Genomic DNA, 12,551 nt, shown 5'->3' with positions numbered 1-12,551 from the left:
ATAGTCTTTTTAAGGTGTGCTTACAATTCATTCCCACGGCCTACGTGCTGCGACTTGTTCGCGGTATCCAGAAAATGATCGAATTAAAGATGAACTCGACAAACCCACCTATCCAATTGATTTATAAGAAAAATCGTAATTCAATGATTCTAACATCAAAATAAAAACGAGTTTGCTATGGCTAGACTGATGCTCAATGACAAGCTTTGGTCAAAGCTAAAGCAATATCTTCAAGATGGGGCTTTTTCATGTGTTCCGACATAATATACCTCAACAATTTTTATTTGTTTATCGACAACTTCCCAACAATAGACGTAAGTTGGCTAGCGGCTTTGTTTGTTATTTTTATTGTCCAGCTCATGAAAAAATATATGTCAATTAATGATAGTTATTGACTTAAGTAGAAAGGGACAAATCCAACTTCCACAATGACTTTAGAAAACTCTAAATACAATTCGTTCACTCTGAATTCATATTTTCTTAAGGAAATTTGTGTATATTTTAATCACAAGCAGTTAATATAAAGTCACCAATGAACATCAAAGATATTAAAGAGATTATTGATAACTATCATAAAAGAAAAGGTAAGGTAAGAAAATTAGCTGGCTTTTTTACTAAAAACAGTAGCGGATTTGATGCATCAAAAGGAATTATACAGTTAACAGCGATCTATAATTACTTACAGAAAAACATTAAAGATGGAGATTTAACTTCGGACCATAAAGAGATATTAAAGAAATGTATCCTTTTACGTCTGGAAAGAATGCGAAACTCCTTTAGAGATATGAATACTAAAGATAAATTAACGGACGAATGTTATATTCTTTTGGCAAAAAAATTAGGCATGAACATTGACCTGCTACTCACCCCTGTAAGGGTGGACACTAAAAGCTATACTGAAAAACCTCTCGAAAAGCTTTGCTTTCGCGGTGATAGCAGAAAACCTGACGTTATATTTTCCGAGGGGCTTAAACCTCGCTCCAATGGTAAAAATCGTGTCACCTCACCTTTTGTCTCCGATGAAAAAAATGTTATCTGCGCATCCGATAACTTTAAATCGGCAGCTTTCTTTCCTTTCAAAAAAATTAAAAATACTTATATTTATCTTGTTTATATGGAAAATGGATTTGATGTCTTCGATCATGGGGTTAAGACACTCACAAAACAGGAGATAATTGGAGCAGTGAGACTAGGATGGGTTAAAGAAATCATTACCGATAAAACCATTCTCCCCCAAAATATACTGGCTGCAGTCGAAATTGAGCGGGTACAAGGGAATTCTTTTTTAAACAATGCTTATTATTGGCGTACATTTAAAGCAAGGAAGATTCACTTTAATGCTGATGCTAATTCCAAATTAGTGGGCATGCCATCCTTCAAAGCAACCATCGATGAACTTAACAAAATTATATCTTCGGATGAAGAGATACCTATTCCAGTACCTCTGGATGAGCAAAAGGAGTGTGAGCGCTATATAAATGAATATACTGAGAACCAAAAAACCATGATGAGCTGTTCGAGTTAGCAGGCATACTTGTTGGTAATGGCAAATTCAGTGAGTTTTATAAAGCAGAGAGAAAATATACAAATCAATCGATTAAATCACACTGCCCTTTTCCATCAGAGTTCCAGCGAGCTCTGATGGTGAAAGTGGTCATACAGGCAGCATCCTTGCATATTTTTTCAGCAGGCTCAATCTGGCAGGCCTCAGCCCATCCGCCATTATAAAAACTGACAAGTATGGCTCTTGCTCCTCCAGGTAAAGAGGCTACTCCTTGCTGCCTTTCAGCCACAGCCGCAACAACCCAGCTCGATTGTGAACCATCAAGATTATAACTTAGAATTAATTTTTTAATATTTCCCAAATTACCGGCAGTAAATTTTACCCTTAACGTTCTTGGTAATGCCCGCCCTTTAGGTTGATTATTATTCAGAAAGATATCAATGCTTGCTGGCGTGAGATAATCTTCTCCTGAGTGTTTTCCCTGATATTGAAAAGGATTAAAAAAGAATTTATTAATCAATAACCAGGAGGTCGAACTGGTTGCCGATAAGGTGTTCGCATTCCACAAAGAGGCAAGCGCCAAACGCCGGCTTGAATAAAGGTATGCCTGTCCATTCTCCGGAGGTAATACCACAAAAAATTCTTTAGGCGTTGCGCCAAAAAATGGCGTATTGAGATATTCATCATTACGTAAACGACTGATATTGCTCTGCATACTGCCCAAATCAGCTTCTAACTCGGTAGTATCAACTTCTCTTTGGGAATAATAATCAATTAACATATGCAATGTATTAATTGCACTGGCGGTATTATCGGTTGAGATAACATGTTCAGGTTGGAAATTGGCATTATTGTTCAATGTATAACCTACCCCCCATAAATGATCATTTTCAAAATACCCTCCTTGCCTGCGAACAACTCGCCAAATATTAAGGGCAGTGCCTTCTCCATACCAGTTATCAACTGTCTCTGCGCCTAAAGCTGCGATACCCCATAGATTCACCTTTACAGACATTGCACTTAATTCATCAGAAATATCGGGATCCCAGTCATTTTGAGACGAAGGCATATCAGCGATGCCGCGGGTATAAAATACACTTTTTGATGTAGAGAAAGCCCCATTATAAAGAAAACTCAGCAAACCAAGCGTTTCATAACCATTCACAGTCATGCCGCCATTTAACATAATATGGATGGTATTTAACGCTTCAATCACTATCGGGCTTTGTTCAACACGCTCAAGTATATTTTTCAAAATTTGCAGCCCAGCCAGCATGGAAAAATTATCTTCCAAGGAAATTTCTCCTACAGGAAGCAATCCTTGACTACCTAATGTGCCGCCGGGGGCATAATAAAATGCACCAATTCCAGTTTGCATCGCAGAGAATGCATGAAGGCTATTTATAGCATTGATAAGTGGCAATGAGTTTGCTGTGATCCTTCCTTCTGTCAATAGATATTCAGCTTGAAGAGGGCCGATAAGCTGAGCCCAGGCGTTTTCCCCAGTTAATGGTTGCCAGTCAGGCCAGGTAGTCACATATTTAAAAAAATCCGCAGGATGATTTTCAGGATCATTCTGTGCTAAATGATAAGGATCATAATCCCAACTGATGAAATTCTGATACCTGCCTCGAAAAAAGGGATCTTTATTGTAATAATCAGTTGCAATAGAGCGAAAAACGAATGCCTTCCGCGGATTATTAACCGGTTGTTGATAACCATAACTGAATAAAGTACTTGTTGCCCTATTGGCTGGATTTAAGATCGACTGCAGTTGATTTGCTATTAATCCCTGGGCAGTGCCCAAGCTCAAATAATCATTCCTGGCTGCCAGCGCCAGCGCAATTTGCCAGGTAGATGCCTGATAAATATCCATACCATACTTCAAATTAGTACGTTCAATTTGGGCCTGTGCTTGAAACCATTCCTGCACACTCCCTTGTTGGGGTGGAAGGCCGCGACCTAAGATAACATAGGGACTGGCTAAGAATGAGTAAGGACTTACATATAAGCTATCAATGACAGAACAGGTATCATCAGCAGCACAAATATAATCACCAAAATAGCGGGCAACATCCTCACTATCACCTACATAATAACTTAAAGGGATTAACTGAGAACCCTTACCTGGTGTCAGTAACTTATCTGAAATGAGAAAACGAACAAGTTCTTTAATCTCCCTATCTGTATTATTATTCGCCGCCATGATAAGATTGCTATCTAATAATAAAGTAATTGCAATCAGCAGCACCCTTTTTTTCATTAACCGGTCCTTGTCAACATCGGTATCTATTAGCATATTCTATTTTTTGAAAATATGCCTTTTTCTTACCAATATCCAGGGTTTGTTGACAATTGGAGCCAGAGCCTACGTTCCGCGCTTTATGCGCGGTATCTACTCTCAAACCTTGTCAAGAGGATGGTCAGTTTCGTGTGGTTTGCGTAGATCCCGCGCATAAAGCGCGGGAAGTGGGCAGTTTAAGTTGAAATGTCAACAGACTCTAACAATTTTCAGAAACCGAGTACTAGACCTGACGTCTTGCTTCTAATACGTTAGGGACTTGCTCTATTTTGCTTAATAATCGTGACAGGCTGTTCAAGCCGTCGATTTCAACAGTCAATTTAATAAAAGCGGTATTATCCTGTTTATTACATTGGGTTTGAAGTGCGTAAACATGCGCCCTTTCATTGGCAAGTAAGGAGGTAACGTCCCTTAAAAGACCTGAGCGGTCAAACGCTTTAATAAGTATATCTACTGCATAATGCTCTTTGGTGGAATTTCCCCAGCTGACTTGTAAAAAACGTTGTCGCTGCTTCTCGCCTGCATGAATGATATTAGGACAGTCTTGCTTGTGGACAGAGACTCCCCTGCCTACCGTAATATACCCCACTACTTCATCACCGGGCACGGGTTGGCAGCAACGTGCCATATGGGTCAGAAGATTTCCTACCCCCTCAATACGTAAATCGCTCCCTGTGATTTCTGGCTTGACCAAAGGCTTTACAATATTTTGAATGGTAGCAGACTCTGCCTCAGCGGGAGACAACTTATTAAGCAGTTGGCCTAACTTAATATCACCCCGCCCAAGGGCCGCATATAAATCATCCAGGCGTTTAAAATTAAAAGTAGCAAGTACCTCGCTCAGACGCTCGGTTTTAATACCAAGGTTCTTTAACTCTTTATCAAGAATATCAAAGCCATCATTCCTGTTTTTATCATAATCCTGCATTTTGAACCAATGCAAAACCTTCGCTTTAGCACGAGATGTTTTTAAATAACTCAGGTGAGGATTAATCCAGTCTCTTGAGGGACGCTCGTTCTTGCCAGTTAACACTTCAACTTTATCACCCGTTTTTAATTGATAGGTTAAAGGAACAATAGAGCCATTAACCTTGGCTCCACGGCAACGATGGCCTACCTGACTGTGAACATGATAAGCAAAATCCAAAGGAGTAACCCCCTGAGGCAAGTCCAGCACATCACCATCTGGTGTGAAAACATATACCCGATCCTCGAGAAATTCAGTTTCTATCGCTTCAGAAACACCACTGGAGGTCGCCATTTCCCGATGCCAGGCCAATACATCCCGCAACCATTCAATTTTGCGCTCATGACTTTCTTTATGGGTTAAACCACCTTCTTTGTATTTCCAATGAGCGGCAACCCCCATTTCAGCAAGATCATGCATTTGAAAAGTCCGAATCTGAACCTCGAAAACGCGCCCTTCAGGCCCCTCCACCGCAGAATGCAATGATTGGTAACCATTGGCCTTAGGGTTAGTAATATAATCATCAAACTCAGCAGGAATCTGCTTCCAGAGAGAATGAACCATACTCAACACTTCGTAGCATTGCTCCTGGGTTTCTACCAGGATTCTTACTGCTGTCGCATCATAGATCTCTTCAAGGGATACATTTTTACGTGTCATTTTGCGATAGATGCTATGAATATGCTTCGACCGTCCATAAACAGCAAAATGGTGAATACCTGCCGCCTTGATTCGATTATTTAGCTCCTCGACAATAAAATCCACATAGCGATCACGTTCAAGACGCTTAGCTTTTAACCCCTTGGCTATCGCTTTATAATCGTCTGGATGCAAGTAGCGAAATGCCAGATCCTCCATCTCCCATTTAATTGCACCAATCCCCAAACGGTTTGCCAAAGGGGCATAAATTTCCATCGCTTCTGTAGCAATTTGTTGCCGTATAGCTTCTGGAAGCTGAGATGCAGTACGTAACACACAGAGTCGCTCTGCCAATTTAATGAGTACAACGCGTACATCATCAACCATCGCTAACAGCATTTTACGGATGTTATCAATCTGATGTTTATTCTGAGGATATTTGTTAAGTGCCTGCAAATTGTGCATGGCACTCATTTTTTCAATACCCCTGACCAGTTTGGCAATAGAGTTGCCTAATTGTTCTTCTACATCATCTAATGATAATTCAGCATAGTGAACGCTTTCAAAGACTATTGCAGCAGCCAAAGTTTCCTGGTCAACCTCCAGGTCAGCTAACACATCAGCCATTGACAATCCTTGCTGCAAACAGGAAACACCTGTTTCTGTGGCATGCTCCTGCCCTGCCAGCTGGCTTAAATTACAGGCATGACGAATTAGTCCCAGATCCTGAAAATAGCCTTTGCTTCCTAACTGATGTAACCACTGCTCGACATCAATGGTACCATCAGCAGCCCAGGGAGTATTTTCTTTAACTTTGACCATTGTTGTTTATCCTTTTTTAAATAAAGCAATGGATTCAACATGAGCAGTATGTGGGAACATATCCATAACACCAGCAGCTATTAATTTATACCCCTTGTGGTTTACCAGAATATCACTATCCCTTGCCAAAGTAGCCGGATTGCATGAAACGTAAACAATTAGCCTGGGATCATATCTATCGATGTGTTTTACTATTTCCAATGCCCCAGAGCGTGGTGGGTCAAGGAGCATCTTGGTAAAACTGTAAGGGGTCAACTTAGAATGTACTTCTTCAATTTTTTCAAGATTGGCGCAAAAAAATTCCACATTAGTCAGAGCATTTGCCTTAGCATTCATATAGGCTCTCTCTACCATTGCTTCACTACCCTCTATGCCAACTACCTTGGCGCAATATTTGGCGAGGGGTAATGAAAAATTACCTAAACCACAAAACAAATCCAGCACTACATCGTCGGATGTCAACTCCATCAAATCAAGAGCAAGGGCAACCATACGTTGATTTAAACCTGCATTGACTTGTGTAAAATCTGTCGGATGAAACTGAAATGCCAGGTTCTCCCTTGGTAAAGTATAGGTTAAAAATTCAGATGCCTCTTCGGGGTAGAACAGTTCGACACTCTGAACACCACCAGGTTGGAGAAATAAGCGAAAATTAGTCTGTTTGCCGAATTCACGAAGTTTCTCTTTATCTGCATCACTCAGGGCACTTAGGTTGCGAAAAATTAACGCCACATCCTGATCGCCAGCAGCCACCTCAATTTGCGCAATGATATCAGGATTATCGAATGAATCGATAAGTGCACGCAAATTGGATATCTGCTCATCAATCTGTTTATTTATAATTGAACATTGATTAATTTCTGCAATAAAACGACCGTTATTCTTCTCTCTGAATCCAACCAGACTGCTTTTTTTCTTCTCCACAAACCTTACACTGAGCCTTGCTTTATTACGGTAATGCCAACTATCACTTGTAAGTGGTGCCAGGATTGTTTGGGGTTCACAATGACCAACCCGTTTTAGCAGATCTAATAACAGCAACTGTTTCTCATGAATCTGTGAGTGAGCCTCTAAATGCTGCAATGAGCATCCGCCACACAGCGTATAATGCGGGCAATGTGGCTCGACACGCGATGTGGAGGGGGAAAGTACAGAAAGAATTCTCCCTTCATCAAAATCACTTTTTATTCGTGTGTATTGAAAAGAAACTTCCTCATTGGGCAATGCACCCTGGATAAAGGTCGTTTTCCCATTAATCCGAGCTATACCGCGACCATCATGACTGAACTTTTCTATCACTGCAAATTGCGCTTCAGCAGGTACCCTTTGACGTCTTTTAGCCATTAATACTTCTCTTATTTCATGGCGTGTCTTTGCAAATGCGATTAATTGGCACCAAAATAGTTATGAATTCGTTCAATAAAACCGGCTATTCGCTTTTGGCGCTCAGCTGCCCACATTTTCGCTTCAATGAATGAAAACACGCCCTAGGTTCTGTGCACTTATCGCTAGTTTGAATCAAAAAGCCTTGATTGGCGAGCACCGAAGCGGAGCATACATAGAAGTATGTGAGCATCGGAGCACAGAAAATCAAGGCTTTTTGGCCAAGATAGTAGATAAGTGCACAGAACCTAATTCAAACCTGGATTAATTATACAGTTATTATGATATTAGGCAGTATCTATTTTTTATGGGCATATTCAGTTCATCCTTACAGCCAGCCTCCCGCGACTTATTCGGACCCAGGAGAGGTTAAGCTTAACTCCCCTCTTCCTAATCTATAAATTGGTTTACAAGCGTAGGCGGCCTTGCCAGCTAATTGAATTTTTAGGCGGCAGGCGCTGCAGCAGTCAAATCTAAGAGTGCTTCATCTACTTCTTTCACTTGCTTAAATAGCCTGGTTTCACCGAAGAAAGTAGCATAACCTGTCGAAATCTTGGACACAGCAAGTTTGATGCCCAAGGCAATCCCAACCGTGCAGAGACCAATGGCAAGATTGAGAATAAAAGATTTCCATGTTTTATCCTCGCTCATTACATCATCCTGACTATGCAGTTCTGTCATGAAATCACTATGAAATGCCTTAAATGCCTCTTTATCAGAGAAATTGTCTGCTTGGCTTGAATCGATGACAAACTTATCCGCCCTGGCACATAAACAGTCTGCCAAGTCTTGTGCGATTTTTCCTTCATCACCATCATGGGCTTTTAATTTCTCAATTCTTGCGTATAAATTTTTCATTGCCGAAACAAATTGAGGCCTATCGTTAAGCGTTTCCAAAACTGCTAATGCTTCATCATGTAAATCTTGATCATGAATTACTTTTTCTTCCGTAATATAAGTTGCTTTGTCCTGCGGGATTTGGGCATCTAATGCCTTAATTGCCACTACTAGCCTGTTAAGAATTGGCCGGAGATGCAATCCACAAAACTGTGTTTTATTAGCAGTTATTAATTCCAATATCGGCTGACTATTACCTGTATTAATGTAGGTTGCCAATTCGTTTTGTAACCGAGTAATAAATTGCGCTCGTTTAATCAAATCACTTCGACTGATACTGTCCTTAACCGGGTATTTTTTCTTGCGCTGTTCAAGATAACGGTCAAGTGCTGATTCAAATTTTTCTGCCAACTCTTTTCTGGCATCAAATCGCTCCTTTTGGCCTTGCTGGATCTCGTTTAATGATTTAATACGATTCCGTAAATCATTTTCCAAACTTTCAATAGACTGATTTGTCTCATCGGGTAAAACCCTTAGCTTATCTAAAGGAAGCGCTTGCAAATAAGCTGATCCATTGTTATAAGCTACACTGCATTGCACCAGATTATCTTGACTCTCGTCATACTTTGAAGGCAGTAATTTTAATTGCTTATCCAGATCTCTTTTATATCTCTCTAATAACTTATCTTGATGCGCCTTTTGGGTTACCCTTAAACTTGTTTCATTATCGGAAGTGACATCAATTTCTGATTCGGCAAGCTCTTTTAATCTGTTTCGCAAACGATTAACATTTTGGAAAGCAGGGGCAATTGCCCCGCTTATGTTTGTGTAATCATCCAATCGCATATTTAAATTATCTAATTCTATTGAGTCTACATCCTCAATAACAGCATCGAATCGATTTTTAAAATCTGTTTTAATGAGGTTTGACATCCTCTGACCAATTGCTGCTTGTTGCGAAATAATCGACTCAAGGGTTTCTGCATAAGTTGAAGCAGGTAATTTGACCATTAACTCCTTTAGTTCAGATAAATTATCGAGCAACCCTTCGTATTTTTCCTCTGCTGTACTGATTTCTAAAGAGTCAAGCGTACCACTTAACTCCTTATTTGCTTCAAGCAATGCGTTAATCGCTTCAAGAACCTGGATATTAATCGCTAAATTTCTGGCTGTTTGGTTTAGTTCTGCAATTTTTTCCTCTTTTTCCTTGATCTGAGGTGCTAACTCTTCACATTCTTCAGCCAATTTTTGACGCTTATTTTTTTCGTATTTAATATCCAAATTGATTACTTTTAATTTGCCTAAAAACTCCTGAATTTCAATTAATTTTGGCCTTGCAATCAGATAAGCATACCCTCTTATTTTTTCTTCAAGGTCAAGTTTCAAAACTTCAGTGCGAATTGTAAGCTTTTGTCTCTCTTCTTGAAATAAAATCAAACTATTTAATTTTTTCCAGTCAGCTAATATTTCTTCCTGATCCACTAATCTTAATAAAATTTCTAAACCTTTTTCCTTTTCGGTTAACTCTAGTCCTTTAATAGTCTTTAAATCGTGTAACGCTTTAAGTTCATCCATTGATTTAAAAGGAAAGTTAATCTTCTTATCTCCCCTTTTATCCATTTCATTTAAAGCAGTTTGTATGAGTGCTTTAGAAGCTTCTAACGCTTGAAGAATTTGTTTAAGCTCGGCCTCCTCGAAGATATTTTCTGGCAATTCCCCTTTCGTATCCATCAAATTAGTTACTGTTGATAAAATCAATTCAATGTTCGATGAAATTTTCAAATCTGAAGAAAATAATAAATCCACCTCCATTTGCTGAACAACCAGACTTAGAATATCGCTTTCAGCTCCTGCAATTTCCTGAATTTTATTGATTAATAAACCTTGCTCTTCCTCTAACTTCAGTAACGGATCCTCACTCAAAGGACGTGGTTCCAGATAGCCATTTTCCTTTTTAGTACTCAGTAATACCCTAAAGTCATTTAATTTTACCTCAGCCTCTTTAATTTTTTCTTCAGTTGCAATCAACTGTTCTCTGATGACCTCTGGATTAGCTGATTTCATTATCTCAGCATAAGCTTGTGCTTCTTTTTCTTTCTGCAAACTTAGAGTCAACTGCTTTGTTATTTCTGCTAATTCTTGTCGTTTTTTGGGTATTAACTGCATGCACTGCTTAATTTTATCCTCACTTTCAGCATAACAGTTACTTACAGCCTCTTTGGTTATCTTGGCATGTTCTCGGTGTTCGCTCAGCAAAGTCGGGAATGAGACAAGCTGAGCCAGATATTCTTGTTGCGCTTCCGCCTCTGCTTGCAACTGGGTTAACGCTTCATCGTCTTTAGCCAGGCGCTGTAATTGCTCTTCAAGTTGTTCGAGCTTATTAGGCGAATCTTCAATTACTTCAATTGCCCCCAGATCGTTTATATTATCATGCAGTTTCTCAAAGTTTGAAAAGAGTTCTTCACCATTTTTGAGATGTAGGGAAATCAACGCTTCATTATATTCTAGGGATAACTGCGCTTCGACTGCTCTTAATTCCTTAAGCGCTAGCTGTTGCCAGTTCCAATTTTCACGAATAATTTCCTGTGCAAATCCAAATCCACAGATTGATTCTGTTTTAATAATTACCCTGGCTGGCAACGGCTTTTCAAGATCAAAATCAACCTTAACATTCATTTTATCAATAGAGGCGTGCGCTTGAAGCAATTTGCTAAATGGTTCAGTTGTGTAGGAGTTACCCCTTTTCTCTATTTCTTCAAGTAACCCGTGAATTTGATTAAGTTGCTGTCTGGCATTCTCAATAGAAGTCAGATTCACACTATTGGCAAGTACGTCTTTAACCTCTTGCTGTTGCTGCCGGATTTCTTCGATTCGTGCGTCAATAAGTTTCTTCTCTAAATCAACAAATTGCTGAGGCAGAGCCATTTTAGCAAGTTCTTGTTGCACATGATCGGCATCTGTATAGTCATTAAAATAATTTGCCAGGCTTTCAAGAAATACCTGAAATCGCTCTCCTTTATATTCCTTATATAATTGCTCAGCATCTATTTCGATTTTATTATCGATTTTATAACGATAACCATCACGCGTTATGTCTATAAGAAAGGGTATAGATAACGTAATAGAATCTGGATTAAAAAAAGAAATAAGGCTTTGCAGTTCCTCAGGTACCTGCTCAATTAAAGCCAAAACTTCCATCATCAATTGATATGACAGTGGATGAGCTATTTTAACTTCAAAGTCGATATTCAGAGTAAGAAGAACCTTTTTAAAGTCATTCTCTAAATTTTTTAAGTCTACTTTTAATCCTTTCTTACCATCAACAGAAAAATAATGAGTAAAATCATAGTCATCGATAAGCGTTCCAATGTCTTTTTCCAGCGCTTCCATCTCTTCTGTAAAAAGTGCCCTATAACCAGTAAGATCCAGATAAGACTGCCTTCGATTGCTTAGTCCGCTTCTTAATGCTTTTTTAAACTGTTCTTGAATAAATCCAGGTGATTTTTTTTCTAATTGCTTGTATCCCTCTGTAATTTTTAAACTTTCAGCAATTAAGTCGCCCAATGATTGCTTAACTAAAAGAATTAAACTAAGCTTCGGAGGAAACAAGGTTTTAACAGAATTCTCAATAACCTCTCTCAAGCCCCATAAGCTTTTTGCTGTACCAATCCCTAATGTCTTACCGTTATCAAAATGAGGTATGATTCCTTTGGCCATCTTAATCAGGGCAGAAAGCGCTTCCACCTGTTCTTTGGCAAATAATGTTGCTTCATCAGAAGAATTCAACGTCTTGAATGACGCTTGATACTTACTGACAATCTCCTCAAATCCAGAGAAAATTTTGCCTAGTTCACTCTCTACAAAAGAAGTATAGTTACCAGCGACTTTTACCATTGAAACCCCAGAATAAAGCACAATTTCTGGACACTACTTTATAGTACCAAGCTTAAGCAAATATTAACTAATGAAAATTTTTAAAGCCAAATTGATTGTTGCTAAGCTACTAGAGCAGCGATCGATTAAAATTTAAACAGATCGACATTTGTTTAAAATTATGATCAAATGCATACATTATCTACTATAAGGGTTATGTGTGT

Annotated in this window: 5 protein-coding genes; 1 reads left to right on the top strand and 4 read right to left on the bottom strand. The window is 39.1% G+C overall.

Annotated elements, in window-relative coordinates; genetic code table 11:
• Window positions 1–532 precede the first annotated feature (532 nt).
• On the top strand, window positions 533–1,525 hold the full coding sequence (locus tag E1O65_RS07510; protein WP_133132986.1) for a hypothetical protein: 993 nt from the start codon (window positions 533–535) through the stop codon (window positions 1,523–1,525).
• A 64-nt stretch (window positions 1,526–1,589) separates the two neighbouring features.
• Here E1O65_RS07510 and E1O65_RS07505 read toward each other — a convergent pair whose 3' ends face one another.
• The 4 genes from E1O65_RS07505 to E1O65_RS07490 all read right to left on the bottom strand — a co-directional run bounded on the left by E1O65_RS07505 (window position 1,590) and on the right by E1O65_RS07490 (window position 12,348).
• Window positions 1,590–3,767 carry a hypothetical protein gene (locus tag E1O65_RS07505; RefSeq protein ID WP_133132985.1) on the bottom strand — a complete coding sequence of 726 codons (2,178 nt, stop codon included), beginning with the start codon at window positions 3,765–3,767 and terminating at the stop codon, window positions 1,590–1,592.
• Between the two features lie 262 nt (window positions 3,768–4,029).
• A complete protein-coding gene (gene relA, locus E1O65_RS07500; RefSeq protein WP_133132984.1) occupies window positions 4,030–6,234 on the bottom strand; it encodes a GTP diphosphokinase in 2,205 nt (734 codons plus the stop codon).
• A gap of 6 nt (window positions 6,235–6,240) precedes the next feature.
• Complete coding sequence (gene rlmD / locus E1O65_RS07495) at window positions 6,241–7,578, bottom strand: 23S rRNA (uracil(1939)-C(5))-methyltransferase RlmD (protein WP_133132983.1); 1,338 nt, start codon at window positions 7,576–7,578, stop codon at window positions 6,241–6,243.
• Between the two features lie 483 nt (window positions 7,579–8,061).
• A complete protein-coding gene (locus E1O65_RS07490) occupies window positions 8,062–12,348 on the bottom strand; it encodes a hypothetical protein (protein WP_133132982.1) in 4,287 nt (1,428 codons plus the stop codon).
• Window positions 12,349–12,551 lie beyond the last annotated feature (203 nt).

This window comes from Legionella sp. W10-070, from assembly GCF_900640175.1.
GTDB lineage: Bacteria > Pseudomonadota > Gammaproteobacteria > Legionellales > Legionellaceae > Tatlockia.
The sequence above is the reverse complement of the archived record's forward strand: the minus strand, read 5'-3'. Positions and strand labels throughout refer to the sequence as shown.

Bases quoted from the DNA above. Each gene is read 5' to 3' on its own strand.
- E1O65_RS07510 (WP_133132986.1), top strand. From the start codon at position 533: ATGAACATCAAAGATATTAAAGAGATTATTGATAACTATCATAAAAGA.
- E1O65_RS07505 (WP_133132985.1), bottom strand. From the start codon at position 3,767: ATGAAAAAAAGGGTGCTGCTGATTGCAATTACTTTATTATTAGATAGC.
- relA (WP_133132984.1), bottom strand. From the start codon at position 6,234: ATGGTCAAAGTTAAAGAAAATACTCCCTGGGCTGCTGATGGTACCATT.
- rlmD (WP_133132983.1), bottom strand. From the start codon at position 7,578: ATGGCTAAAAGACGTCAAAGGGTACCTGCTGAAGCGCAATTTGCAGTG.
- E1O65_RS07490 (WP_133132982.1), bottom strand. From the start codon at position 12,348: ATGGTAAAAGTCGCTGGTAACTATACTTCTTTTGTAGAGAGTGAACTA.